At 69.7% G+C, this 23481-nt stretch carries 24 protein-coding genes and 9 pseudogenes; 19 read left to right on the forward strand and 14 right to left on the reverse strand.

The genetic code is table 11. The features are described from left to right. From ACFYUS_RS37315 to ACFYUS_RS37355, 9 genes and pseudogenes are all read left to right on the forward strand, one after another. A partial coding sequence (locus ACFYUS_RS37315; protein ID WP_388862468.1) for a heme-binding protein occupies positions 1–228 on the forward strand: 228 nt, incomplete at its 5' end. After that, positions 225–593, forward strand: coding sequence for a nuclear transport factor 2 family protein (locus ACFYUS_RS37320; protein WP_388862470.1), 369 nt, complete (start codon positions 225–227; stop codon positions 591–593). The genes ACFYUS_RS37315 and ACFYUS_RS37320, both read left to right, overlap by 4 nt. Positions 594–604: 11 nt before the next feature. Next, entirely contained in the window at positions 605–1441 is an 837-nt protein-coding gene (locus tag ACFYUS_RS37325; RefSeq protein ID WP_388862472.1) for an aldo/keto reductase, read from the forward strand. A gap of 99 nt (positions 1442–1540) precedes the next feature. Beyond that, positions 1541–2527, forward strand: coding sequence for a TIGR03571 family LLM class oxidoreductase (locus tag ACFYUS_RS37330; RefSeq protein WP_388862474.1), 987 nt, complete (start codon positions 1541–1543; stop codon positions 2525–2527). A gap of 112 nt (positions 2528–2639) precedes the next feature. Beyond that, positions 2640–3650, forward strand: a complete 1011-nt coding sequence (locus tag ACFYUS_RS37335; protein WP_388862476.1) for an aldo/keto reductase — start codon at positions 2640–2642, stop codon at positions 3648–3650. A gap of 30 nt (positions 3651–3680) precedes the next feature. Beyond that, positions 3681–4100 (forward strand): SRPBCC family protein, encoded by a 420-nt coding sequence (locus tag ACFYUS_RS37340; protein WP_388862478.1) that lies wholly within the window; start codon positions 3681–3683, stop codon positions 4098–4100. A gap of 133 nt (positions 4101–4233) precedes the next feature. Beyond that, a pseudogene (locus ACFYUS_RS37345) lies at positions 4234–4455 on the forward strand (DUF4158 domain-containing protein); the annotation flags it as partial. A 127-nt stretch (positions 4456–4582) separates the two neighbouring features. Further along, a complete protein-coding gene (locus ACFYUS_RS37350; RefSeq protein ID WP_388862585.1) occupies positions 4583–4912 on the forward strand; it encodes a hypothetical protein in 330 nt (109 codons plus the stop codon). A gap of 134 nt (positions 4913–5046) precedes the next feature. Then, the gene (locus ACFYUS_RS37355) at positions 5047–5253 is read left to right on the forward strand and encodes a hypothetical protein (RefSeq protein WP_388862587.1); all 207 of its coding nucleotides are present in this window, start codon (positions 5047–5049) and stop codon (positions 5251–5253) included. 240 nt (positions 5254–5493) lie between these two features. Here the strand turns inward: ACFYUS_RS37355 and ACFYUS_RS37360 are convergent, their stop codons facing one another. Both ACFYUS_RS37360 and ACFYUS_RS37365 read right to left on the reverse strand, forming a co-directional pair. Then, complete coding sequence (locus tag ACFYUS_RS37360) at positions 5494–6222, reverse strand: hypothetical protein (protein WP_388862480.1); 729 nt, start codon at positions 6220–6222, stop codon at positions 5494–5496. Positions 6223–6349: 127 nt separating this feature from the next. Further along, the gene (locus ACFYUS_RS37365) at positions 6350–6754 is read right to left on the reverse strand and encodes a type II toxin-antitoxin system PemK/MazF family toxin (RefSeq protein WP_388862482.1); all 405 of its coding nucleotides are present in this window, start codon (positions 6752–6754) and stop codon (positions 6350–6352) included. Positions 6755–6909: 155 nt separating this feature from the next. Between ACFYUS_RS37365 and ACFYUS_RS37370 the strand changes: the two are divergent. Then, positions 6910–7134, forward strand: a pseudogene (locus ACFYUS_RS37370) (IS701 family transposase); the annotation flags it as partial. Positions 7135–7144: 10 nt separating this feature from the next. Here the strand turns inward: ACFYUS_RS37370 and ACFYUS_RS37375 are convergent. Both ACFYUS_RS37375 and ACFYUS_RS37380 read right to left on the reverse strand, forming a co-directional pair. Continuing rightward, positions 7145–7741: a hypothetical protein gene (locus tag ACFYUS_RS37375; protein ID WP_388862484.1), complete on the reverse strand. Its 597-nt coding sequence runs from the start codon at positions 7739–7741 to the stop codon at positions 7145–7147. 87 nt (positions 7742–7828) lie between these two features. Further along, a protein-coding gene (locus tag ACFYUS_RS37380; protein ID WP_388862486.1) for an IS5 family transposase occupies positions 7829–8637 on the reverse strand; the annotation gives its coding sequence in 2 pieces (ribosomal slippage) (positions 7829–8304 and positions 8304–8637; 810 coding nt in all). A 38-nt stretch (positions 8638–8675) separates the two neighbouring features. Between ACFYUS_RS37380 and ACFYUS_RS37385 the strand changes: the two are divergent. Beyond that, a pseudogene (locus tag ACFYUS_RS37385) lies at positions 8676–9783 on the forward strand (IS701 family transposase); the annotation flags it as partial. Positions 9784–10243: 460 nt separating this feature from the next. On the opposite strand, the gene ACFYUS_RS37390 reads toward ACFYUS_RS37385, so the two are convergent. After that, on the reverse strand, positions 10244–11275 hold the full coding sequence (locus tag ACFYUS_RS37390; protein ID WP_388862488.1) for a hypothetical protein: 1032 nt from the start codon (positions 11273–11275) through the stop codon (positions 10244–10246). A 41-nt stretch (positions 11276–11316) separates the two neighbouring features. Then, positions 11317–11586 (reverse strand): annotated as a pseudogene (locus ACFYUS_RS37395) (transposase); the annotation flags it as partial. Between the two features lie 85 nt (positions 11587–11671). Here ACFYUS_RS37395 and ACFYUS_RS37400 point away from each other — a divergent pair. Then, positions 11672–12007: an ankyrin repeat domain-containing protein gene (locus tag ACFYUS_RS37400; protein ID WP_388862577.1), complete on the forward strand. Its 336-nt coding sequence runs from the start codon at positions 11672–11674 to the stop codon at positions 12005–12007. Here the strand turns inward: ACFYUS_RS37400 and ACFYUS_RS37405 are convergent. Then, entirely contained in the window at positions 11979–12635 is a 657-nt protein-coding gene (locus tag ACFYUS_RS37405) for a transposase (RefSeq protein ID WP_388862490.1), read from the reverse strand. The two genes, ACFYUS_RS37400 and ACFYUS_RS37405, sit on opposite strands and share 29 nt — an antisense overlap. Before the next feature lie 46 nt (positions 12636–12681). Between ACFYUS_RS37405 and ACFYUS_RS37410 the strand changes: the two are divergent. Together ACFYUS_RS37410 and ACFYUS_RS37415 are read left to right on the forward strand one after the other, a co-directional pair. Beyond that, positions 12682–12858: pseudogene (locus ACFYUS_RS37410) on the forward strand (ATP-binding protein); the annotation flags it as partial. Between the two features lie 551 nt (positions 12859–13409). Further along, positions 13410–13604, forward strand: a complete 195-nt coding sequence (locus tag ACFYUS_RS37415) for a transposase family protein (protein ID WP_388862492.1) — start codon at positions 13410–13412, stop codon at positions 13602–13604. Here ACFYUS_RS37415 and ACFYUS_RS37420 read toward each other — a convergent pair. After that, a complete protein-coding gene (locus ACFYUS_RS37420) occupies positions 13526–14689 on the reverse strand; it encodes an erythromycin esterase family protein (protein ID WP_388862493.1) in 1164 nt (387 codons plus the stop codon). The two genes, ACFYUS_RS37415 and ACFYUS_RS37420, sit on opposite strands and share 79 nt — an antisense overlap. Positions 14690–15246: 557 nt before the next feature. Between ACFYUS_RS37420 and ACFYUS_RS37425 the strand changes: the two genes are divergently transcribed. Next, entirely contained in the window at positions 15247–16062 is an 816-nt protein-coding gene (locus ACFYUS_RS37425) for a S1 family peptidase (RefSeq protein WP_388862495.1), read from the forward strand. A 314-nt stretch (positions 16063–16376) separates the two neighbouring features. Here the strand turns inward: ACFYUS_RS37425 and ACFYUS_RS37430 are convergent, their stop codons facing one another. The 3 genes and pseudogenes from ACFYUS_RS37430 to ACFYUS_RS37440 form a co-directional block, all read right to left on the reverse strand. Continuing rightward, positions 16377–16577: a transposase gene (locus ACFYUS_RS37430; RefSeq protein ID WP_388862497.1), complete on the reverse strand. Its 201-nt coding sequence runs from the start codon at positions 16575–16577 to the stop codon at positions 16377–16379. A gap of 174 nt (positions 16578–16751) precedes the next feature. Next, positions 16752–17096 (reverse strand): annotated as a pseudogene (locus tag ACFYUS_RS37435) (transposase family protein); the annotation flags it as partial. Between the two features lie 12 nt (positions 17097–17108). Next, positions 17109–17345, reverse strand: a pseudogene (locus ACFYUS_RS37440) (hypothetical protein); the annotation flags it as partial. Positions 17346–17866: 521 nt separating this feature from the next. Between ACFYUS_RS37440 and ACFYUS_RS37445 the strand changes: the two are divergent. Next, positions 17867–18100: pseudogene (locus tag ACFYUS_RS37445) on the forward strand (alpha-hydroxy-acid oxidizing protein); the annotation flags it as partial. Here the strand turns inward: ACFYUS_RS37445 and ACFYUS_RS37450 are convergent. Continuing rightward, a complete protein-coding gene (locus tag ACFYUS_RS37450) occupies positions 18063–19310 on the reverse strand; it encodes an aromatic acid exporter family protein (RefSeq protein WP_388862499.1) in 1248 nt (415 codons plus the stop codon). The pseudogene ACFYUS_RS37445 and the gene ACFYUS_RS37450 overlap by 38 nt on opposite strands. 221 nt (positions 19311–19531) lie before the next feature. Between ACFYUS_RS37450 and ACFYUS_RS37455 the strand changes: the two genes are divergently transcribed. Continuing rightward, entirely contained in the window at positions 19532–20665 is a 1134-nt protein-coding gene (locus ACFYUS_RS37455) for an FAD-dependent monooxygenase (protein ID WP_388862501.1), read from the forward strand. A 33-nt stretch (positions 20666–20698) separates the two neighbouring features. Continuing rightward, entirely contained in the window at positions 20699–21220 is a 522-nt protein-coding gene (locus ACFYUS_RS37460) for a hypothetical protein (RefSeq protein WP_388862503.1), read from the forward strand. A 10-nt stretch (positions 21221–21230) separates the two neighbouring features. Here the strand turns inward: ACFYUS_RS37460 and ACFYUS_RS37465 are convergent, their stop codons facing one another. Next, positions 21231–22106 (reverse strand): IS5 family transposase, encoded by an 876-nt coding sequence (locus ACFYUS_RS37465; protein WP_388862505.1) that lies wholly within the window; start codon positions 22104–22106, stop codon positions 21231–21233. 51 nt (positions 22107–22157) lie between these two features. Then, a pseudogene (locus ACFYUS_RS37470) lies at positions 22158–22933 on the reverse strand (IS5 family transposase); the annotation flags it as partial. A 93-nt stretch (positions 22934–23026) separates the two neighbouring features. Here ACFYUS_RS37470 and ACFYUS_RS37475 point away from each other — a divergent pair. Next, a complete protein-coding gene (locus ACFYUS_RS37475) occupies positions 23027–23446 on the forward strand; it encodes a DUF4440 domain-containing protein (protein WP_388862507.1) in 420 nt (139 codons plus the stop codon). Positions 23447–23481 lie beyond the last annotated feature (35 nt).

Raw genomic sequence — 23481 nt, forward strand, 5'->3', positions numbered from 1 at the left:
ACCGCCCTCCAGCTGAACACCCCGACCGCCGACCTCGCCGACCTCGTCAAGCCCGACGGACCGTTCCACACCCTGCCCACCGCCCTCGACAAGCCACTCCTCTTCATCGCCGGCGGCATCCCCGTCCACCGCGACGGCCGCCTCATCGGCGCCATCGGCATCGGCGGCGGCACCCCCGAACAGGACCACTCCTTCGCCACCACCGCACTCGAAGAGCTCTCCCGATGACCGACACCAGCGCCCGTACGCCCCAGGAAGTCTTCGCCGACCACGGCAACCGCCTCGGCACCGGCGACCTCGACCTGATCAGCCGGAACTACACGGAGGACGCGGTCTTCGTCACCCCTGACGGCGTCCTGAACGGACGCGAGGGCGTGAAGGAGGGCATCGGCCGGCTCCTGACCGACCTGCCCGACGCCGACTGGCAGCTCACTCCGCAGTTCGCGGGTGGCGTCCTGTTCCTGCAGTGGACCGCCGCCACCGCCACTCACCAGGTCACCGACGGCACCGACGGCACCGACACCTTCGTCTTCCGCGACGGACTCATCAGCGCCCAGACCGTCCGCTACACCCTCACCGACCGCCCTCTCTGAAAGTGCGCACCATGAGCAACCCCACCATCCCCACCGTGAAGCTCAACAACGGCGTCGAGATCCCCCAGCTCGGCTTCGGCGTCTTCCAGGTCCCCGACGACGAGACCACCGCCGCCGTCAGCGCCGCCCTGGAGGCCGGCTACCGCAGCATCGACACCGCCGCGATCTACGGAAACGAGACCGGCGTCGGCCGCGCCCTGGCCGCCTCCGGCCTGCCGCGCGAGGAGCTGTTCGTCACCACCAAGCTGTGGAACGCCGACCAGGGCTACGACGCCACGCTGCGCGCCTTCGACGCCAGCCTCGCCAAGCTCGGCCTGGAGCAGATCGACCTCTACCTGATCCACTGGCCCACCCCGGCCCGCGACCTCTACCTGGACTCCTGGCGCGCCGTCGAGCGCCTCGCCTCCGAGGGCCGCATCCGCGCCGCCGGCGTCTCCAACTTCCAGCCCGCCCACCTCCGGCGCCTGCTGGACAACGGTCGGCTGATGCCGGCCGTGAACCAGGTCGAGCTGCACCCCGGCCTCCAGCAGTCCGAGCTGCGCGCCTTCCACGCCGAGCACGGCATCGCCACCGAGGCGTGGAGCCCGCTCGCCCAGGGCGCCGTCCTGGACGACCCGGCGATCACCGCGATCGCCGCCCGCACCGGCAAGTCCGCCGCCCAGGTGGTCCTGCGCTGGCACCTCCAGCTCGGCAACATCGTCATCCCGAAGTCCGTCACCCCGGCGCGCATCCGCCAGAACCTGGACGTCTTCGACTTCCGGCTGACCGACGAGGACATGGCCGCCATCGCCGCCACCGACCGCGGCCTGCGCACCGGCCCGCACCCGGACGAGTTCAACGCCGCCTGATCCGCCCCGCGCCCCCGGAAGCCCGCTGCGGGCCGGCCCTTCCCGGCCGATCCGCAGCGGGCTTCGCCCGTTCGCCCCGCTCTGAGGACCGATTCACCCATGGCACCCCGTCACCCCGCCCTCGCCCGCCTCGCCCCCGGCGAGGGCCGGCTCACCCTCGGCCTGGAACTCCCCCTCGACAACGACTGGGGCCCCTCCCGGCAGGCCGCCGACCGTGCGGCCGGGCGCCCCCACGGCGTCCCGGACCTCGCCGACCACGCGCGTCTCGCCCGGCTCGCCGACCGGCTCGGCTTCGCCGGCCTCTGGGTGCGCGACGTCCCGCTCTTCGACCCCGTCCGCTTCGGGGACGCCGGGACGGTCTTCGAGACCTTCACCCACCTCGGCCACCTCGCCGCCGTCACCGAGCACGCCGTCCTCGGCACCGGCGCCGTCGTCCTGCCACTGCGTGAACCGCTGCTCGTCGCCAAGGCCGCCGCCACCGTCGACGCGCTCTCCGGCGGCCGGATGCTGCTCGGCCTCGCCAGCGGCGACCGTCCCGTGGAATACCCGCTCTTCGGACGGGACTTCGAGGCCCGCGGCGCGGCCTTCCGCGAGGGACTGCGGACCCTGCGCGCCGCCTGGCGCCCGGGCCCGCTGGAACTGCCCGGGGCCGGGCTCGGCTCGGACTTCCAGTTGGAGGTCCTGCCGAAGCCGGCGCAGGCGGCGGGCATCCCGATCGCCGTCGCCGGCGGCGCCCAGCAGACGCCCGAGTGGATCGCCGAGCACGCCGACGCCTCGCTCAACTACCCCCGCGACCTGGGCGCGCTGCGCCTGCGGACCCGCCAGTGGCGCGAACTCGCCGGGGAGAAGCCGTACGTGACCCCGATGGTGCTCACCCTCCAGGAGGACCCGCACGCCCCGGCCCGTCCGATCCGGCTCGGCCTCAGCACCGGCCGCAACGCCCTGATCGAGCACCTGGAGACCATGGCGCTGTTCGGGGTCTCGCACGTCTCCTTCAACCTGCGGCCCAACGACCGGCCGGTGGAGGAGCTGCTGCAGGAGCTCGCGGAGTACGTCCTGCCGCGTTTCGCCACATCCGACGTGTAGGACCCTTGCATTAGCAAGCGTCTGCAATTATTGTTAAGGCATGCAAAGCGCGCTCGCATCTATCGAATGGCCCTTGCACCCCCCCCACCCTCCGTTTCGAAAAGGCACCACCATGTCCCTCAAGGAACTCCTCCCCGGCAAGCTCGGCTACGGCACCGCCCCGCTCGGCAACATGTTCCGCGCGATCCCCGAGACCGAGGCGCTCGCCACCGTCGAGGCCGCCTGGCAGCAGGGCGTCCGCTACTACGACACCGCCCCCTTCTACGGCGCCGGCCTCGCCGAGGAGCGCCTCGGCGAGGTCCTCTCCGCCAAGCCCCGCGACGAGTACGTACTCTCCACCAAGGTCGGCCGCGTCATCCTCGACGACCTGGAGGAGGGCGCCCGCGAACTCGGCGAGAAGGGCGGCCTGTTCGAGCACGGCAACCCCAACAAGATGGTCCACGAGTGGACCGCCGAGGCCACCGAGCGCTCCATCGAGGACAGCCTCAAGCGCCTGCGCACCGACCGCCTGGACATCGTCTGGGTCCACGACATCGCCCAGGACTTCCACGGCGACCAGTGGCTGGCCAAGTTCGAGGAGGCCCGCACCGGCGCCTTCCGCGTCCTGTCCCGCCTGCGCGACGAGGGCGTCATCGGTGCCTGGGGCCTGGGCGTCAACAAGACCGAGCCGATCGAGCTCACCCTGTCCCTCGACGAGCCCCGTCCGGACGGCTTCCTCCTCGCCGGCCGCTACACCCTCCTCGACCACGAGCACGCCCTCCAGCGCCTGCTGCCGATGGCGCAGGAGCAGGGGGTCGGCATGGTCGTCGGCGGCCCCTACAGCTCCGGCATCCTCGCCGGCGGCACCCACTTCGAGTACCAGGAAGCCCCTGCGCACATCGTCGAGCGCGTCACCCGGCTCAAGGACCTGGCCTCGAAGCACGGCGTGAGCATCAAGGCCGCCGCCCTGCAGTTCTCCCTCGCCCACCCGGTCACCGCCGCGGTCGTCGCCGGCGCCACCAAGCCCAGCCGCATCGCCGAGGACCAGGCGGCGCTCAACGAGACCGTCCCCGCCGCGTTCTGGCAGGAGCTGCGCGCCGCCGATCTCGTCAGCCCGGCCGCCCCGCTGCCCTACGGCGCCTGAACCACCCCCGACCCGTCAGGAAAATCGATCATGGCCTCCACCTCCGTCAGCCGCATCGTCCCCGCCTCCCCCGACAAGGTGTGGAACCTCATCGGCGGCTTCGACTCCCTCCCCGACTGGCTCCCGTACATCCCCGAGAGCACCGCCCTCGCAGGCGGCCGCGTCCGCCGCCTCCGCAACCCCGAGGGCGGGATCATCATCGAGCGCCTCGTCGCCTTCAACGAGGCCGAGCGCCACTACAGCTACGCCATCCTGGAAGCCCCGTTCCCCGTCAACGGCTACGTCTCCACGATCCGCGTCCACGCCGTCCCCGGCCAGGAGAACGCCGCCGAGGTCCAGTGGTCCGGCCGCTTCAACCCCGACGGCGCCACCGAGGACGAAGCCGTAGCCCTGTTCACCACCATCTACCGCGACGGCCTCGACGCCCTCCACACCACCCTCGCCGCCTGAGACCCCCTCCCCCCACAAGCCCGGGTACGCCCCCCGCGCGCACCCGGGCTGCCGGCTCGTTCCGGGCCCCGGAGGGGCCCGCGCCAGGCACGGGGATCGCGCGCGAGCGCCTCGATGCTCAAGGAGCCCCGCGGTGCCCACCCGCTTCCTGACCGAGGACCGGCGCAAACGCTACGGCCGCTTCACCGAGATACCCGACGAGGACCGGCTCGCCGACTCCTCCCTCCTCGACCAGACCGCACGGCACCGGGCGACGGCCGCCAACGACTCCCGCAATCGCCTCGGCCACGCGAGCCCGCCCGGGGCAGTGCGCGACCTGGGCACCTTCCTGGGCGACCTGGAAGACGCGCCAGACGTCGTGGTGGATACGTCGCCGAGCAACTCGGTCTCTCGGTCACCGCGTTCGCCTGCAGGCGAACCTTGCCGCCGACCCTGCCCTCGAACAGGTCCGCGGAAAGAAGTACCCGTACCCCCAAGGCTGCATGGAGCAGTGGAGGAGTCGTATCTCCACCCTGAAGTCCATCGCCGACAAGCACGAGCTGGTACACGAGTACGCCGCCGTCGAGGATGCAGAGGACCAGTGCCAGTACCTCCTCCGCGTCGACAACCTGATCGCCGCCCATCAAGCCGACCCGGCCACGACCTTCGAAGAGGCCGTCGCTGCAGTCCCCGTCGACAAGCTGCTGGGCGGCACGCTGCACAGCCTGGCCGCACATGTGATGGGCCGGGCCATGGACATGGACGCCCTGCACAAGGCCAGGCAGGCCCGGAACCGGATCGCCCCCGAAGGCGCCTCGATCAGCGCCATCTGATCCGTGGACCGCGCCCGCATCCTTCAGCATGCCGCCAAGCCGCGCGCCGCCCTGACGGATCTCGCGCTCGGCGACAACATCATCTCGCAGTGGTGCCACGGCCTGGCTGAACCGCACGACCCACCCCCGAGAGAGTGATCAAGCCGCTCCTGATCCGTCATCATGCCTGGTCATCCACCATCCACCTATACGGAGTTCGACCGAACTCCGCCCACAGTGCTTTCGGCGGCTGCAAGCCGTCGGGCATCGACCGGGAGACCCACAAGATGATGCTGGAGCACTACCAGCAGACGAAGAACCTCCTGGTGTCGTACTCGCCGAAGAAGCTCGGCTTCTTCTAGGGGGGCAAAGAGAGGCGCCTGACCTGGGCTTTTACCCGTCAGGCGCCTCTCGCTCGCCAAGTGCAGGGAAGGGTCGCTTTTACGTCGAAACTCCAGTTCATCCCACCGGTATCCCACTCCTGACGCCGTCCAGGAAGTTGGCGTAGTGGCGGAAGAGAACCTCGATGCTCTGGCCGGCGCGGCGGGCACATTCGGCCGGGTCCACACCGGAGTACAGCCAGAACGAGATGCCAGCGTGCCTCAGATCGTAGGGCCGCTTGCCAGCCCGGAAGCGAGCTCCATGCGGGTCAGAACGTACGTCCGCGCCCGCGCCCATGTCATGCCATAGGCCGCCGGGTCCACGTAGGTGCCGGCCTGGTTCCGGAACAGCCCACCGTCCGGTGCCACACCGAGGCGTTCGATGTGTGCGCGGAGGATACGCACGAACTGCGGCGGGATGGGCACAGGCCGAGTCGCGGTAGCTGCGCGACGCTTGAGCGAGTGCACCTCATGCACCGCGTCATCATCTGTCCACTCCTTGCCTGCGGTGACGACACCACCCGACAGGTTGAGCGTGCCCCACCCCGTCTCGGGCAGATGGCACTGCTCGAGCCGGAGGTGAATGACCTCCGCTGGCCGCATCGCCGCGTAGTACATGCAACCGAAGAACCCCTCCCGATGAGGGCCCCGCCCGCACTGCTGAGCAACTGCCACGAGGAGCCGCGCAACCTGTGCCGGATTGGGAACGGCAGCCGGGTCGACCTCCTCGTTTACCGCCGGAGCGTTCCGCCGGAGGCCGTTGAGGGGGTTCTCCGTGAAGTATCCCTTCTCCACTGCCGTGTTGAGGACTTCATTGAAGGCAGCCCTCTTGCGCCGTGCCGTCTTGGCCGCAGCGGCCTTTCCGTCCAGCTTGCGGCACAGGGCGTCCAGCGCCCGTCGCCGCACATCAGCTTCCGCGAGATCGCTGACAGGCAAGGAGTTCCGCTTCATCCAATCCAGGGCCCTCCGGCACTCCTCCGTCGGCTCCTCAGCCCATGCGTTCTTGTTGCTGAAGTGCGGTGGAGAAGGGGCAGCGGTCAGTCGTCGACGAGATCGAGCTGAGCAGCACAGGCGTCCATTACTCCAGTCCTTCGAGACGGCGGGCATCTTTGATCTCGCTGATCCTGGCAACCGTCATCGGGGTCCACTCCCTCCTCTCTCCAGCGGCACGGAGGGCTTCTCCAACCTCGCCGAGCTTCACGGAGGACAACACGCCCGCCCGCTCGATCAGGTCGTCCCGGACCACAGCGGTCAGCCATGTGCACGGAGTGAAGCCCGGACGCGGGAACGCGAACCGCAGCACGCCTTCGAAGGGCAGTCCTTCCGGGGCTCCTACGGCCACTTCAACGCCCAGGCCGCTGATGTCGACGCCCGCTGGCGCAACGACCTGCATCGCCTGAAACCCGGATGACTCCTCGTCCGAGAGCAGCACGACCGGGCGTCGCTCATCGAAATCGACCCACCAGACTTCACCGCGTTGCATGTGTCCTCCTGGCACGAGACGGCGGGCGAACGCTGCGTGCCCCGTGCGGGACACGGAAGGGATGCGGCCCCGTCTTCGCACATCGTGACCGAGAGGCGGTGAAGACGGGCGCGGCCACTGTTGATCATCGGTGTGTGAAGACTGGAGATCATGCGGTGGCCGCGAGTCACAGCGTAGGCCCTGCCCACTGGCAGGAGGCGTTCGAGGTCCCGATGTCCCGGATAGCGGGTCGGTTCGCGCGGGTTGAACCCCGGCGTCGGGTGCGGGACTTGGTGCTGGGGCTGCTGTCGGACCTGCCGCGCAAGAACTGCTGGAGCATCGCCGAGTGGGCCGGGCAGGCCAGTCCGCATGGAATGCAGCACCTGCTCGGCCGGGCTAAGACGTCGTTTCTTATGGCTGCGGTGCGGGGTGGACGGCTTCAGGGAAGCCCAGCTCGTCCAGCAGCGCGTCGAACAGCTCCTCCACGAAGGTCTCCTGTGCGCGTAGCAGTTCCTCGATCCGAGACCGCTGCGCCGCGGCCTGGACACCAGCCGCTGAAGCCCACACGAGAGCGCCTTCGGCGTCGACCGGCACATCCGCATCGAGCTCTGCACGCTTGTGTCCGATGGCTTCTTCGAACTCCGGGGTGGCCATCCACAGGCTCACGTCGTCTACGTCCTCCGGTTCCTCGACGAGGAGAGCGGCGGCGTTGTCCAGGTTGAGCCATGCCTGCCAGCGGTGCCCGTCGGCGTCCAGGCCGGTCACGAGGGCGATGCTGCTGTCAGAGACGTCGGCGACGCAGGCCGGCGCTCCGGTCCATTCGACCAAGGTGGACAGGTACTCGTCCTCCCAGAGGCCTTGTTCCAACTGCAGGGTCTGCCAGCCGCCCAGTCGCGGCTGCCACTCGTGCACGTCGTCCCTCAGCCCTGGACCGGTGCTGTTGAACATGGGTGCTTCCAGCAGTGGGCGCTTGCTGCGCGCAAAGACCAGATGACCGGAAAAGCCCATCGAACCTCCTCGTCGAATACCAGCGCACCCTACGAGCTGCCACTGACATCACCGGTGCCGGCAGACTGTTGCTCCCGACCGACCGGCTCACCGGATCAACCGGCGGTAGCCGATGAGGACTGCGGCTATGCCGACGAACGCGAGGAAGTGTTCAGCTTTGCGTTCATAGCGGCGGTGGAGCCTCCGACAGCCGGCCAGCCAGGACACGGTTCTCTCGACCACCCACCGATGCCGGCCCAGCCGCTGCGAGGACTCGACGCCCCTGCGGGCGATGCGGTGGCGGATACCGCGTTCGCGGAGCCATCGGCGCAGGTGGTCGTAGTCATAGCCCTTGTCCGCATGCAGCTTCGTCGGCCGCCGACGCCGGGGACCACGGCGGGACCGGATCGGTGGGATGCCGCGCACAAGCGGCTCCAGGCCCAGACTGTCGTGCATGTTCGCGCCGGAGATGCCCAGGGACAGTGGCAGTCCGTTCCGGTCAGTGATTAGGTGGATCTTCGATCCCAGCTTGCCGCGGTCGGTCGGATTCGGTCCCGTCAGTGGCCCCCTTTTGCGGCCCGCAGGCTGACGGAGTCAATCGCGCACCGCGACCAGTCCAGCTCGCCCCGCGCTCCGAGTTCGTCAAGGATCACGCGGTAGAGCCTCGCCCAGACCCGGTCCTGGCTCCACTGAGCGAACCGGCGGTAGACCGTGGGCCAGGCCGGGCCGAACACCGGCGGCAGTTGCCGCCAGGTGCAGCCCGACGTCGCCACGAAGATGATCGCCGCCAGGGCTTCGCGGTCACCGGCCCGGCGTCGGCCACCGCCCTGCGGGCGTATCACCTCAGTCGGCGGAACCACCCGCCGGAACAACGCCCACAACTCGTCCGGCACCAGCCGCTCAGCGAGATCAGTCATGCACGAATCAACGAACGATCACGCCATAAGAAACGACGTCTAAGTGGGATGCCGGCACCATGCGCGATGACGTGCGCGAGTACGTGCTGGAACATCTGCACGACGACGATGCGGTGCTGGTCGTCGATGAGACCGGGGACGTGAAGAAAGGCACGGACACCGTGGGTGTCCAGCGCCAGTACACCGGCACGGCCGGGAGAATAGAAAACGCTCAGGCCGCTGTCTACCTCGTCTATGCAGGCCACCGCGGACACGCGACGATCGACCGCGAGCTGTACGTCCCGCGCTCGTGGACGTGCGACCCGGACCACTGCCGGGCGGCGGGACTGGGCGAGGACACCGTCTTCGCGACCAAGCCGGAGCCGGCCGCCCGCATGATCGGCCGGCTCCTTGACGCCGGGCACCATGTGGGCTGGGTCGCGGGCGATGAGGTCTACGGCGGCAACCCCAAGCTGCGGGCCGCGCTGGAAGAGCACCAGGCCGGCTACGTGCTCGCCGTTGCTCGCTCGGCCGAAGTCACCACGGGCGCGGGGAAGTTACGCGCGGATGCCCTGGCCGTGAAGGTGCCGAAGTGGGCCTGGCTGAAGCTGTCGGCAGGGGCCGGCGGCAAGGGACACCACTTCTACGACTGGGCCGTCATCGACCTGGCCGAACCCCGGCTCGGCAGCCACCAACTGCTGATCCGCCTCAACCGCACCACCGGTGAACTGGCTTACTGCCGTTGCTGGTCGCCGGCTGCGGTGCCTTTGGCCACGCTGGTGCGGGTCGCCGGGTCGCCGGGTTGCTGGGTTGCTGGGTTGCCGGGTCGAGATGGCGGGTGGAGGGACCTTCCAGTCCGGAAAGGGCCTGGCCGGACTGGACGAGCACCAGGTCCGCCGTTTCACCTCGTGGTCTCGCTGGGTCACCCTGGTCATGCTCGCCCACGCCTTTCTCGCCGTCGTCCGCGCTGACGAACACGCACGCCATTCCGCCCCGGACGGGCTGATCCCGCTCACCTGCAACGAGATCCAGCGACTATTCACCACGCTCGTCGTTCGGCCCGTGCACGGTGCAGCCCACCGCCTCGGCTGGTTCGACTGGCGACGCCGCCATCAGGCCCGAGCCCAGGCCAGCCATTACCGCCGACAAGCCGCGAATCAGACCTGAAGATCACGATCTACGGCTGGAGTACCAGTCAGGAAATCCGCAACCTGTCATGACGCAGGGATCCACAGCACGCGAGCACGGCGTACGCGAACCACATGTCGGGACCGTCCCCGCAAACGCGGGGAGCACGGGCACGCCCACGCGCGCCAGGTCCCCAGCTTGGGAACCTCCCCGCGCGAGCGGGGAGCAGTCCTGAGTCCTGGCCCGCACGGCCTCAGAAGGGGGACCGTCCCCCACGGTTGAGTCGATCCTCGGTGTCCGGTGTCGGCGACCCTGGTGAACCGGCAGGTCGGCGGCTTACTCAGAGGCGCGCGCGAGCCCGGCCGGCGTGGTTTCACGGAAAGTAGGCCAGAACCCGAGAAAACGACAGCACTCGGCCGCCAGCCACAGCGGCGTTCGAAAGCCGCAGCCCAGGGGAATGGCCTTCCTCAAGTATGCGCATTGGTCATGACCGAGCGGCTTACTGGATGCTCCAGCGGTGTGGGTGGCTGGGTTCTTCGGGGCAGGCGAAGATGCTGAGTTCGCCCCAGCGGCCAACAGTGACCTCGGTCGGGCAGGCGTACAGGTGTGTCGGCAAGTCCTGTTCTTCCAGCGGCTTCCAGCTGCCGCTGCCTCCGTCCCATTCCGAGCTGTCGATGGTCAGTAGCAGGTGCATCGGTGTCGAGCAGGTCAGGCAGTCCATGGGGTGCGGGTCGGTGAGGTGCCAGGAGGCGAAACCGCCGGCACGCCAGCCTGGTGGGATGGACAGGTCGTACTGATAGCCCACCGGCTCGTCGGCGTCTTCGTCCGCCGACTGCTCGGCCTCTTCCTCCAGCGCTTCTTCCCAAGCGTCGATCCGGGCGCGCAGGTCCTCCGGAAGGAGACCGGCGAACGGGTAGGTGGCCACTTGCTCCGGGTGCAGCACGCACGGCTCGGGCACGTACCCGTGGAAGCCGACGACCTGTGGCTGCGGCTGCGCAGTCACCACCTCGGCGACCTCCCACGACCGGCGCCAGCGCAGATCGAGCAGCATGCCGTAGCCGGTCGGGCCGTGCGCGTCAAAGGGGCACCAGAACACCTGTAGCAGATCGCAGTCGTCTGGTCCGGCCGACAGGTCGGGGATGTCTCTGCGGTACAGCTGAGCCAGGCCGATCAGCGGCAGTGGATCGTTCGCAGCAGTCTCTTTGATGCGGTGTTCTTGACCTAGTTCTTGCAGCAGTTGCCGTTCTTCGTCTGTGGGGCCCGGGTTCGGTTCGCGGAGCCATGCGGAAGCCAGGATCTGCCGCTGCAGGTGGATGTCCGCCGGGCGCAGGCCACGCGCGTGGCTGTGCGGCTCGGTGCACACCGGCCAGGGTTCATTCGTCGGCCACAGCAGCGGACCGCCCACGGAACTGTCCGCCACGTCCGGTCGGCCTGGGCGTGGGTGGAGCCGGGTGGTGGTGCCTCGGCAGGCCACCAGTTCTGGGAAGAGCGCCTCGACATCGAGCGGGCGCGGCGGTGTGGTCCTCGACATGCATGTGACCTTACTGGGTGTTTCGTCTCTGGCTTGGTGGCTCAGGTGCCTTGCCAGGCGGGTGCGTTTTCTCCGGTGAGGCGGCGGGTCATGAGGCTGATCATCGCGATGTGGATCATGGCTTCGGATCGGGCCGGGAGAGCTTCGTAGTCGCGGGCCAGGCGGCGATGGTTCATCAGCCGACCCAGGGTGCGCTCGACGACCCAGCGGCGTGGCTGGACGACGAACCCTTGGTCGCGGGGTCGCGGGGTCGCGGGGTCGCGGCGGACGATGTCGACGTCGATTCCCAGGGCGGCGCCGTATTCCACGACGGCGTTCTTAGAGGTCATCTCAATTGGTGACCGGCAACGTTGATAGTCGCTGGTAGATACGTTTCGATCCTTGTTGAATGCCCTGGTGAGTGGCTACTGGACGCCAGCCCATCACGCGGTCGAGCACGAGGATGCGGAAGCCCTGGCCCGCCTGCTCGCCAGCGGTTCCGACCCCGATGAGGTCTTCAGCAACATGACGCTGCTGACGCACGCGATCGACACCGAGGGGGATGGCGCCCTGCAGAGTGGCCAGCCGTTGACTGTGCACACCACTGCCGTGCTGCCGGCCTTCGGTGCGGACCCGGAACTCACAGATCCCGACGGTCGGACACCGTTGGACGTGGCCATTTTCTATGCCCATGACCTGGCGGTTCAGCTTCTGCGCACCCACATCAGCAGGCGAGCCTGCGGTAGCAGATGAGGGTGCAGGCGATGCTGGCAAAGGCGAGGAAGCGGTCGGCTTTGCGTTCGTAGCGTCGGTGGAGTCGGCGGCAGCCGGCGAGCCCGGCCATGGTGCGTTCGACGGTCCAGCGATGACGGCACAGCCGCTGCGAGGACTCGATGCCTCTGCGGGCGATGCGATGGGCGATGCCGCGCTCGCACAGCCATCGTCGCAGGTGGGAGTAGTCGTATCCCTTGTCGCCTTTCGGCTTGCCCGGCTTGCGCCGCCGGGGCCCGCGGCGGGACTGGATCGGCGGTGTGCCCTTCACCAGCGGGATCGGGGCCTGGCCGTCGTGCAGGTTCGCGTCCAGCTCGCCTCGGGACCCCAGCTCGTCGCGGACCAGGCGGTGGAGCTTGGCCCACACCCTGGCCTTCGTCCACTCAGAGAAGCGCCGGTGGGCCGTCGCTCCCGATGGTTCGAACGACGCGGACGGCAGCTGCTGCCGTGTGCAGCCCGACGTGGCCACGAACACGATCGCGGCCAGCACCTCCCAGTCACCATGCCGACGCCGGCCACCGCCCTGAGGCCGCGAAGGAGTTTCCGGCACCAGCCGCTGGAACAAGTCCCACAACTCGTCCGGCACCAGCCGCTCGACGATCCCCACCACGGCCTGTGGCCTATCGACTCAGCCAAATGAGATGACCTCTTCCACGGAACTCGACCGCCACGGCGCCGAACTGCTCTTCCAGGTCCTGACCGAACGCGAGGAGAAGAGCAGCGTCGCGATCGCCTCGAACGAGTCGTTCGGTGGCTGGACCAACACCTTCACCGGCACCGACTCCTACCGCCTCGCCGCGGCCAAAGCCCAAGCGGAGCGAGCAGCCGACTGAAAGACCGCGGAGCTGTGTCATGAGGCGCTGACGGGGTTCCCGTTTCGATCTCTCGCAGCAGTTCTCCGTCGTCGTCACAGAGCTCAAGACTGAATCGCAGACCGAACCGGGTCAGCAGCACAGCCAGATCCTCGAACCGTTGAGGATCGACAACTCCGTTCAGGAGTGTGTCCCCGTCGGTCGGGTCGACCTCGATGCGGCACCAGCTGGTCTCGACCTCATACGACTCCCACGACGAGCCTGATCTGGAGCTCCAGCCGGCCCCGATGAACTGCTCGGTCACCAACGATGCACTCGGGGCTCCTGCCAGGCCACCACACACGTTGTTGTTGATCTCAAGCCAGACGAGAGCGAGCGGCTGTCCCTCATCGGATATGTCCACAGCTGGATTATGAAGCAGACCCCACAACCCGCGATCGCACACGCTAGCGACATCGGAAATCGTCGATGGTGATCACTGCACCCCGGGCCACACGCCTCCCGAACTCCTCGGCAAACGACTCCCCCGGAAGTCGTCATAGCCAGTGGCGAGAGGCCGCACGGCCGGGGCGGTGCGTCCGGGCTGTGGCTGTTTCTCGGACCGGGTCCACGATCGTTACCAGCGCAGGCTGAAGGATCTTCCGCTCGTTGAGCAGGGCTCTGTGATCCGGCTGATGGTCCGGCGTGGTCAGCCGGCCGGTTCGTACGGCAGCGATTCGAGCTTGTCGGCCGCGCGGACCTGGTGGAGGTGGATGAGGATGTCGTAGGCCCGGCCGAGGGCCAGGGTGGGCAGGGGGTTTGGGGTGAAGGTCGAGCCGGCGTCGTAGACCGGGCGGGCGCGGTCGAGCCAGGCGCGGGTCGCGGCGGGGGCGGTCCGCAGGTCGAGGTAGAAGTCCTGGTACCGGACCCGGTCCAGGGTGTGCTCGTTCATGCCGGGGCGCGCGGCGGGGACGGTGACCGGCTTCCAGTCCCCGTCGAGGGAGGTGTCCTTGGTGAGGAAGGAGCCGGCGGCGAAGCTGAAGCCGATCGCGGTGTAGTCGCGGCCCAGGCGGTCGCGCAGTACCGCCCCCTGGGTTCGCGGGTAGATGTCCGGATGGGTGGAGAGGTATCCGACGTGGCCGTTGTGGGCCGACAGCAGCATCTTGTGGCCGGTGTGGCGTTGCCACCAGAGCACGGTGTCGGCCATGGCCTGGTCGCGCAGGCGCTCGGCGGCGGTGACCGAGGCCGGGTCGGCGAGGTCGACGGTGGCGAAGGCGAAGGTCTGCGCGATGTTCCGGGCGTGCTGCACGGTCCAGGCGTAGGCGTCGTCGCCGTCGGTTCCCTGGTGCCCGGCGACCAGGTCGAACGCCTCCTGGGCGCGTGCGGCGTTCTCCCGGCGCTCGGCGACCGGCTTGCGCAGGTAGGAGAACACGTCGTCGAAGGGACGCAGCCGGCTGTACAGCTCGGTGAGCCGGGGCAGCGCCTCCGGCCGGGTCTCGCGTACGGACGACAGCACGCGCTCGAAGACGGCGTCGCCGAGCTTCGGCGCTCCGAGGTCGTCCCCCATGAAGTGGACCCGGTGATCGGGGTGGCGGCGGTTGTGCTCGCGCATCCAGCCGATCAGGCTCACGAACTCCTTGCGTTCCCAGGGGGATCCGGCCAGCGTCGCCTCCGCGATCTGCCGCGGGTTGCCGGGCCCGCCCTGGAGGTACTCGTCGATCCGGAGCCCTGCCGACCAGCTCATCTCCAGGGCGAAGGTGGTGAAGCCGCGCTCCTCGACGAGGTACCGGAAGACGCGTTCCTTCATGGCGAAGAACTCGTGCGAACCGTGCGTGGCCTCGCCCAGCCCCACCACCTTCGCGTCCCCGACCATACTGCTCAGCGCCCGGAGATCCGCGGTCCGGCCGCCGGGGTCCGTGGCACTCAGCGGGTGCGCGAGCCGTTCCAGGGACCGTACGACAGCTACTTCCCGGCCTGCTGCCACAAGGCCGGCCGATACGGCCGGCGTGGGGGGTGTGTCGATCGAGACGGCTGATGCGACGGGTGCGGTCGGGACCGCTCGTACGGCCGGTGCCGCGGAAGCCACTGTGGTGGCCAGCGTCGTGGCGGCGACCACTCCCGTGAGTGCGAGCACCCCTCGCCGACCGGTCTTCTTCCTGTACCCGTGCATGCTGATCGCTCCTTGCGTGCGGCGGCTTTCCGCGCCGATGAAGTGATCTTCGTGCGCTGGGGAGCGGACCGCGCTGGGGTGGTCCACCGACTTCCTCCAGGGGTCGTCCCTGGTACGTGCCGGGGGTTAACCCCCGGCACTCGCCCGAGGAACACGAGGGGGGTACCCCCACTGAGCTCGGACCGCTACCCGGATGGTCCGTGGATCTTGAAACGGGCAGGGTGGGCGGACACCACCGGACTCCTACGGGAAGGCCCCTCATGTTCAGCTTGCAGTCCGTCGGCCGCCGCGCGGCGCGCACCACCGCCGTCGGTGCTCTCGCCGTCGCCATGTGCACCACCCTGATGACCGACAACGCCGGAGCGATCGTCAACGGAACCGATTCCACCGAGCGTTACCCGTTCATGGCGGCGATCCCGGAATCGGCTCCGGAGCAGGGGGTGCACGACGGCAACTGCGGGGCGTCGCTGATCGATCCTCAGTGGGTACTGACCGCGGCTCACTGCGTGCAGGGCGACGGGCTCGAACTGGAGGGCATCGTCCGGATCGGCAGCGAGGAGCGGAAGTCCGGGGGGACTGTCCGGGCCATCGTGCGCACCGTCGTCCACCCGGGCTATGTGAACGGTGACGGGCAGGCCGCCAACCAGGATGACATCGCGCTGGTCCGTCTGGATCGCCCGGTGACCGAGAAGCCCGTACGGATCGCGAAGCGTGTCGGGCAGCCCGGCACCCCGACACGGATCCTGGGGTTCGGAACCACCGTCGACACCGGCCTGAAGTTCGCGGAGCGACTGCAGGAGCTCAAGACGCGCAGGGGCACCGAGGCCGAGTGCGCCCCCGGCTATGCGGGCCGTACCCGGCTGTGCACGGTCAGCCGTGTGCCCGGGGCCATGGCGTGTTTCGGGGACTCCGGCGGGCCGCAGCTCCAGAAGGACGGGCAGGGACGGTGGGAGCTCGTAGGGACCACCTCGGGTCCCGGTGTCCCGGGGGTCGCGTGCTCGGCCGGGCCGGGCCTCTACACCAACGTGCCGGCCTACGCCGACTGGATCCGGAGGACCATCAGGCGCCACGCCTGAGCACCGACACACGCCGACCGCCCTGTTCCCCGCTCCCCGCCGCGGCGTCAGGAGGCGCGGCGCGGCGGGAACGCCAGGGAGCCGGGTACCGGCGCGGACGGGCGGGGCGAGACCGAAAAGAAGCGCACGGATCGACGATGGCAGGAGCGTGCTGCGCGTTCGCGCGGGCCGTGGTGGTCATTGGTCGCTCTTTTCGCTGTTTCCGCGCGGGCACGGGAGCCGTCGACGCATGCTCTGGACCAGTCCAGCTCACCGGTCGCGTTCAGCTCGGCGAGCAGGATCCGGTGCAACCGGTCGAAGACACCAGCCTTCTGTCACCGATCCCGCCGCCGCCAACAGGCCTGGCCCGGGCCGAATCCCAGCTCCAGGGGCAGCAGTTGCCAGGCGATGTCGTTGTGCAACACGTACAGGATGTCCTGAAGGCACAACCGGTCCGGCACCGGCTGCGAGCCAGGAGCCTTCTTGGGCCAGGGCGGCAGCAGCGGGCCGATCCGCGCCCACAGGTCATCGCCCACGATCCACGGCCGGGCACTCACGCCCTCCCGAACGGCCGAATCATCGCATCGGGCACGGCCGGCCAGCGCGGTTCAACAAGATCGCGTTACGAGCTCGAAGTGGTGATCACGCTATTCACGGCAGGATCGTCCCAGGACTGCCTGGATCAGGGCGCCAGTGAGGGTTTTCCAACCTCATGCTGTCGCGTGGTGAAGGACGAGAACGGCCTTCACCACGTCGGCGATCCGGTTCGTGCTGCAGCGGAGCTTCCGCGGGAGTCGCCATCCCTTCAAAGTGGCCATGGCCTGCTCGCCGAGGCATCGAATCTTGGCGTGGGAGCTGTTGTGCCCGCGCTGCCATCGCCTGAGACGACGGCCGCGGAAGGGCACCCGGGCCGGGCGGCCGGTGCCCTGGTACGCCTTGTCCGCCCAGCACTTCAGCCCTGCGGCGGCGACTGCGTCGACGATCCCGTGGGTCCTGGCGGCGGTCAGGTCGTGGGTGGAGCCGGGCGGAGCGGGTGATGCCCACAGCAGGCGGCCGCCGCTTCCCGACGGGCCCGGCACCGCGACAACGCGCTCCTTGAGCGTCAGGGCATGCAGCTCCTCGATCAGTGCCTCCCTGCCGAAGAACAGTTCCTCATCGCCCGGCTCGAACCGCGCCAGCCCCTGATACGGAGACGGGGCATCGTCCACCTGTTCCCGCGCGGCCGGCTCGGCGGACGCGGCACGCCACCGTTCCTCCCACACGGCGCCGACGGCGCCGCAGGCCGTCGCCCATGCCAGCACCACCGGCAGGGACGGAAGCTGTTCCCCCGACGCCGCGCGGGAGAGCGTCGCCGCCTAGTACCCGGCCCGACGGGCGAGTGCGGCATAGGTGGGGCCTCCCTCCTCCCGTCGTAGTTCACGCAGCTCGTGCGCCAGCCGCGCCACCGGTCCGGCCCCGGGATCCAGCGGTTTCTCCTGACGCCCCACACCCCACCCCGTTTCGTCCGGCGGCACCATCCGCCGCTTCGCCTGCCGATCATGCGCTCAACCGGCACCAGCCCCGGAGACAAGGCGCTTTCACGTCGCCGAGCAGGACGAACCGAGATCGATTCACCACCGCGGCGAGGCTGCGCAACAACGCCCACCAGCGGAAAGTCGATGTCACCGGGAGCGATGAGACGCGTCTTCCGGTCCGTTCCCGAAAGGAACACTTATGAGACCGAGCCTTCGAAAGGCAGCCTCGTCCGTCAACCGTCTCCGCGTCATGCACACCGCAGTACCCGCTTCGCCCCCCGAGACGAGGGCGAATCCCGCAGATCGATCACGACCCGATGCACGCCCTGGCCCTGGGTGCCACGGCCGTCGGCATCGGCCGCCCGTACGCGTACGGCCTCGCTCTCGGCGGCGAGGACGGCATCGTTCACGTCCTGCGCTCCCTCCTCGCCTAGACCGACCTGATCCTGGCCGTCGACGGCTCCCCGACCCCGGACACCCTCCGGGAGGAGGGCGTCCAGCGGCCCGTCACGGCGTACGGCGTACCCGGGCCGCGAGGGAGGTGACGCGGCGGCGCCGCTCTTCACGCGCGCGCGTGTGCCGGTCCAGCTCCTCCATCAGCCGACGGCCGCGGTGGTCCGGATCGAGTTCGTCGAGCACCCGGTCGATCTCGGTGAGCAGCGCGCCGTACAGCTGCCAGCGCTCCGGATCGTGCGCCGCCTCCGCCTTGAGGAGCCCGGCGGCGCCGTCCCGGGCGGCGTGGGCCGCTTCGAGCTGCTCGCCCAGGCGGTCCTCCGCCGTCTCCGCACCGTCGCTCGAATGCGAGGTGACGAGATCGGCGAAGCTCACGAGGGTGTCTCCGAGGTGCCGCAGCGTCTCCCGGAGGGCGAGACCCGCCTCCCGGCGCACCAGGCGGGCCCCCTGACGCTCCTTCGCGAGGTCCGTCAGGGAACGCGCGAGGACACGCAGCACGACCGCGCTGATCTCCAGGGTGTCGAGGCCCGTGCGCAGCACGATGCGGTGGAGCAGCCCCTCCTTCACGCGCGGGTTCAGCCGGAGGCTGTCCTCCGCCTGACGCAGCGCCGCGTCGACATCCGCGACGTCGTTGTCGAGGCGGCGCGCCTCGTACAGCCGTGCCTCGGCCCGCTCCACGAGAGCGGGCGCGGCCGCCTCCGGAACCGGCGCGGGTTCGGGCCGCGCATCCGGGTCCGCCAGCTCCTCGCCGATGTCCAGGAGCAGCCTGCGCATCCGCCGCGCCAGGTCCACGATCGAGTCGCCGGCGGTGTCCACCCAGACCGGCGGGACGAGCACGACGTTGAAGAGCAGGCCCACGACCGCGCCGATCAGGGTCTCGAGGACGCGGTCCCACGCCGTGTCCGCGACCTGCGTCACGCCGAGGACCAGCATCGCGCTGATGGCCACCTCGGGCACGAACTCCCCCACCCGGACGAACCGGCCCACGACCAACGATGCCAGGATGACCAGGGCGAGACTCCACCAGGTGAGCCCGACGAGCGCGCTGAACGCGATGGCGATGAGGACGCCGACGACGACGGAGTTCACCCGCCTCAGGCTCGTCGTGAGCGTCGAGTACAGCGTCACCTGGACGACGAGCAGCGCGGTGAGCGGGGCGGTCAGCGGGGCAGGTTCCGAACTCAGCCGGAGCGCGACGACGTACGAGATCGTCGCGGCGGCCGTGGAGCGCAGCGTCTGCACCACCACCGGGTCCCGTCCCCACCGCTGCCACCACTTCCATCGGCGCCACGGGTGCGGCATGGCGTACTCCTCCTCGCGGGTCGGCGACCTGCTGGACGCCTGCCCGCCCGAGGCCCTCGCATGGCGATGCTCCGTGCCCGCACCCCGACAGCGCGCGTCGGCACGCCGCAGGACCCGGGTGAATCCCGGGCCTTTTCCCTGCACAACCCCAGGTACGCACCCCCGGGTTACACTCCGGCGCCCCTGTTCGATCTCGTACTGGAGACCTGGAGCTTTCCGAGATGGCATCAACCCTGCGCGTCCTGATCCACGGCGGAGGCATCGGCGGCCTCACGCTCGCCACCGCCCTGGCCCGGCGCGGCCACACCGTCGAGGTGGCCGAGATCCGTGAGGAGCTCGACGCCCTCGGCGTGGGCATCATCCAGCCGTCCAACGCCCTGCACGTCATGCGCGAGCTCGGCGTGCTCGACGAGTGCCTCACGGCGGGCTTCGAATGGGAGGTCCTGACGATCGCCGACCCCGCGGGGAACACGCTGGCGCGGATACCCCAGCCCCGCATGGACGACCTGCCGGCCGCCAACGGCATCCCGCGGCCCGCCCTCGCCCGGGTCCTCGGCGACGCCGCCCTCGCCGCGGGCGCGAAGATCCGCTTCGGCGTCACCGTCACCGGACTCGACGACGACGGCACGGGAGCCACCGTCGCCCTCTCCGATGGAGCCACCGGTCGCTGGGACCTGGTCGTCGGCTTCGACGGCATCGGTTCCCCGCTGCGGACCCGGATCTACGGGGACCGGTACGCGCCCGCGTACACCGGATTCGCCAACTGGCGCGTCACCGTGCCCCGCCACCCCGACGTGCGGGGCGTCGTCATGGCCACGGCAGGCAAGGAGGCGAAGGCCCTGCTCACCCCGATCACCGACGAACTGATGTACCTGGGCGCCGTGTTCGCCGAGACCGAGGACCACCGGCCGGACCCGGCACGCGCGCACGAACAGCTCGCCGAGCGGCTCGCCGTGTTCTCCGGGCCCGTCGCCGAGGCGCTCCGCGAGGTCACCGACCCGGCGGCCGTCGTGTACTCCCGCATCTCCCAGGTGACGGTCGAGGAACCGTGGCACGTGGGCCGGGTGGTGCTCGCCGGCGACGCCGCACACGCCTCCACCCCGCACCTCGCGCAGGGCGCCGCGATGGCCGTCGAGGACGCCCTCGTCCTCGCCGAGTCCCTGGACACCGCCGACTCGGTCCCCGAGGCCCTGGAAGCCTGGGAGGCGCGCCGCCGGCCCCGTGCCCTGTGGGTGCAGGCCCTGTCCGGGGCGGTCCTCAAGCAGGAGATGGGCGCGCCGACGACGCCCGAGGAGGACGCGCTCCTGGAGGTCGGCGTCCCGGGCGCCGCCCACGTCCTGGCGAAGCCCTACTAGGGCGTGTGTCGGAAGTGCTCTAGGTTGGCTGATGTGAGTGCGCGGGGGCGGAGTTACCGATACGTCGGACCGGTCGAGCTGAAGGCTGCCGTCCGGCCTGGTAGTGGCGGGTGTCGGATCGGCTCGGCAGTTGAATTCGGCGACTGGATCGCTGGGCAATCGGCGGCGGAGCTGGCAGAGCCGTTCACCTTCGTGGTCGGCACGGACGGTGTGCTTCGGCTGGCGCCGCGGCGGAGTGAGCACGTGGCCTGTGCCGGCGGAGCCATGGTTCTGAGCGCCGGCGAGATCGGTTTCGTGCGCGAGGCGGGCCGGTGGGCCGTGGGCGAGGTCAGCAACCAGTCCACCGGGTACTGCCCTGACATCACCTCCTGGTCGGAAGTCGCTCGTGCTCTGGACGACGTAGGGCTCGAACGTCCCTCCGGCTTCACCCACGAAGTGGAGTTCCGCCGGTGCCCTGGCTGCCAGGAGCGCAACATCGTGCGCGAGGACGACTTCGTCTGCGTCTTCTGCGGCAGTGATCTGCCGGAGGCGTGGAACGTGGACCCCAACCTGTGATGGCCGAGGGTCACAGCCACTCGTTGAGGGCCGCGACGAGGACGGTCGCCTCGTAGCGGACCGCGAGCTTGTCGTACCGCGTGGCGACAGCACGGTTCCTCTTGAGGCGGTTGATCCCGCACTCCACCGCGTGGCGCTCGCGGTAGTCGACCGGGTCGAAATGCGGCGGCCGGCCACCGCGGGAGCCGAGCTTCTGGCGGTTGCGCGCCTGGTCGGTCTTGTCGGGGATGGTGCAGCGGATTCGCTGGCGGCGCAGGTAGGCACGGTTCTTGCGGGAGGCGTACGCCTTGTCCGCGCGGACCCGGTTGGGGCGGACACGTGGCCGGCCCGGTCCGACGCGGGGCGCGCGGACCTTGTCCAGCACGGGTTCGAACTGCGGCGAGTCGCCGCGCTGCCCGGCCGTGACCACGATCGACATGGGCTTCTGGCCCTGCTCGACAGCCAGGTCCAGCTTGGTCGTGAACCCGCCGCGCGAGCGTCCCAGCCCGTGGTCTCCAGGCTCGGTGAACACGCCGCCCGGCGGCTCTTTCCGCAGGTCGCCCTGCTTGCGGGCCCCGGCCGCGTGCTGGTGGGCGCGGCAGACCGTGGAGCCGACGCTCAGGTCCCACGTGATCGCACCCGCCACGTCGGCCAAGGACTGGAGCCGGGCGAGGATGCGGTGCCAGGTGCCGTTGCGCTGCCACCGGCGGAACAGGTCGTAGACCCGGTTCCACGGTCCGTACTCGACGGGGACGTCCCGCCACGGGACTCCGGTCCGGACCCGGAACCGTATGCCGTCGATCAGCCGCCGCCGGGGCCGGACGGGCGGCCACCCCGCCTTCGTCCCCCTCGGCAACAACGGCTCCGACACCACCCACTGCTCGTCCGTGAGATCTCCCCGACCCATGAACCGTGATCATTCACAGCCCAAGATCCACTTTCGATACACGGCCTAGTGCCGCATCAGGCAGCGTTCGACCACGTTGCGGGCTTTGCAGAGCTCTCGGTCGAAGGCCGGCGGCCTGCCGCCGGCCTGTCCGCGGCGCAGGCGGTCGGCCTTCTGATCCGCCCGCTCCGGGATCACCGCCCGGATACCCCTGCGCCGCAAGGACTGGCGGATCGCCCGGGACGAATGCACCTTGTCCGCGATGACCGCGTCGGGCCTGCGGCGGGGTCGTCCGGCGCCGGTCCGGGGCACCCTCAGCTCCTCCAGGACGGCGTCGAAGACGGTGGAATCGTTGACGTTGCCAGGCGTGACGACGACGGCCAGGGGTGGGCCGCGGTCGTCGCAGGCGAGGTGGATCTTCGTGGTCAGCCCATCGCGGGACCGGCCGAGCGCCTGGTCAGCCGTCGCGCGTGCCGGATCTTCCGGTTCGTCCCCCGCCGCCCCTTTTTGCGGGCTCCGGCGGCGTGCTGGTGGGCTCGGTTGACCGTGGAGTCGACCGACACCGTCCACTCCACGGTTCCGACGGAGTCGTCCCGGACCTGGACCTGCTCGAGCAGGTCGGCCCAGGGGCTGTCCGCTTCCCAGCGGGCGAACCGCTCATAGACCGTCTGCCATGACCCATAGCGTTCTGGCAGGTCACGCCACGGCGCACCGGTCCGCAACCGCCACAACACCCCGTTGATCACCTGCCGGTGATGCCGCCACGGACGCCCTCGCCCATCAACACCCGGCAGCAGAGGCGCTATCCGCGCCCATGCCGCATCCGTCAGCTCGCCGCGTCCCACCACAGCATCAACCATCAGACGGCGCCAGGGCCCGCCGCCGCTGAAGGCCGTCCGGCCACCGAGGGGTCGCCGGCCGCGACCGGGCATCATGTCGCCATGATCCAGAACGACCGGCACGCGCCCGAGGCACGCCCGCAGCATCCGGACGTCACCGAGGCGATCGTCCGGGAGCGACGCCTCCACGACCCCTCCGTCCGTCTCTCCGGCCTCCTCGCCGAAGCCCTCTTCGACCCCGATTTCATCGAGGTCGGCGCCTCCGGGCGGCGGTGGACGCACGCGGAGATGGTCGCCGCCCTGCCCACGCTCCACGGCGGCGCCGAGAACAGCACCCCCATCACCGCAGAGCACTTCGAGGGCACGGTCCTCGCCCCCGGGATCGTCCACCTCACCTACGAGACCCGCATCGAGGACCGGCAGGCCCGCCGTTCGTCGATCTGGCGCCGCGACGCCGCCGGGGAGTTCCGGCTCTATTACCACCAGGCCACGCCGGTGTCGGACGGGACGCCCCGTCCGTAGGGTCCGTCCTGGGGCCTGTCTGCTCTTTCCCGTCG

The sequence above is a fragment of the Streptomyces sp. NPDC004284 genome (assembly GCF_042874035.1).
Taxonomy (GTDB): Bacteria; Actinomycetota; Actinomycetes; order Streptomycetales; family Streptomycetaceae; genus Streptomyces.

Excerpts from the sequence above, each read along its gene's own strand:
- ACFYUS_RS37320 (WP_388862470.1), top strand. The coding sequence starts at position 225 with ATGACCGACACCAGCGCCCGTACGCCCCAGGAAGTCTTCGCCGACCAC.
- ACFYUS_RS37325 (WP_388862472.1), top strand. The coding sequence starts at position 605 with ATGAGCAACCCCACCATCCCCACCGTGAAGCTCAACAACGGCGTCGAG.
- ACFYUS_RS37330 (WP_388862474.1), top strand. The coding sequence starts at position 1,541 with ATGGCACCCCGTCACCCCGCCCTCGCCCGCCTCGCCCCCGGCGAGGGC.
- ACFYUS_RS37335 (WP_388862476.1), top strand. The coding sequence starts at position 2,640 with ATGTCCCTCAAGGAACTCCTCCCCGGCAAGCTCGGCTACGGCACCGCC.
- ACFYUS_RS37340 (WP_388862478.1), top strand. The coding sequence starts at position 3,681 with ATGGCCTCCACCTCCGTCAGCCGCATCGTCCCCGCCTCCCCCGACAAG.
- ACFYUS_RS37350 (WP_388862585.1), top strand. The coding sequence starts at position 4,583 with ATGGAGCAGTGGAGGAGTCGTATCTCCACCCTGAAGTCCATCGCCGAC.
- ACFYUS_RS37360 (WP_388862480.1), bottom strand. The coding sequence starts at position 6,222 with ATGAAGCGGAACTCCTTGCCTGTCAGCGATCTCGCGGAAGCTGATGTG.
- ACFYUS_RS37365 (WP_388862482.1), bottom strand. The coding sequence starts at position 6,754 with ATGCAACGCGGTGAAGTCTGGTGGGTCGATTTCGATGAGCGACGCCCG.
- ACFYUS_RS37375 (WP_388862484.1), bottom strand. The coding sequence starts at position 7,741 with ATGGGCTTTTCCGGTCATCTGGTCTTTGCGCGCAGCAAGCGCCCACTG.
- ACFYUS_RS37390 (WP_388862488.1), bottom strand. The coding sequence starts at position 11,275 with ATGTCGAGGACCACACCGCCGCGCCCGCTCGATGTCGAGGCGCTCTTC.
- ACFYUS_RS37420 (WP_388862493.1), bottom strand. The coding sequence starts at position 14,689 with ATGGTCGGGGACGCGAAGGTGGTGGGGCTGGGCGAGGCCACGCACGGT.
- ACFYUS_RS37425 (WP_388862495.1), top strand. The coding sequence starts at position 15,247 with ATGTTCAGCTTGCAGTCCGTCGGCCGCCGCGCGGCGCGCACCACCGCC.
- ACFYUS_RS37450 (WP_388862499.1), bottom strand. The coding sequence starts at position 19,310 with ATGCCGCACCCGTGGCGCCGATGGAAGTGGTGGCAGCGGTGGGGACGG.
- ACFYUS_RS37455 (WP_388862501.1), top strand. The coding sequence starts at position 19,532 with ATGGCATCAACCCTGCGCGTCCTGATCCACGGCGGAGGCATCGGCGGC.
- ACFYUS_RS37465 (WP_388862505.1), bottom strand. The coding sequence starts at position 22,106 with ATGGGTCGGGGAGATCTCACGGACGAGCAGTGGGTGGTGTCGGAGCCG.
- ACFYUS_RS37475 (WP_388862507.1), top strand. The coding sequence starts at position 23,027 with ATGATCCAGAACGACCGGCACGCGCCCGAGGCACGCCCGCAGCATCCG.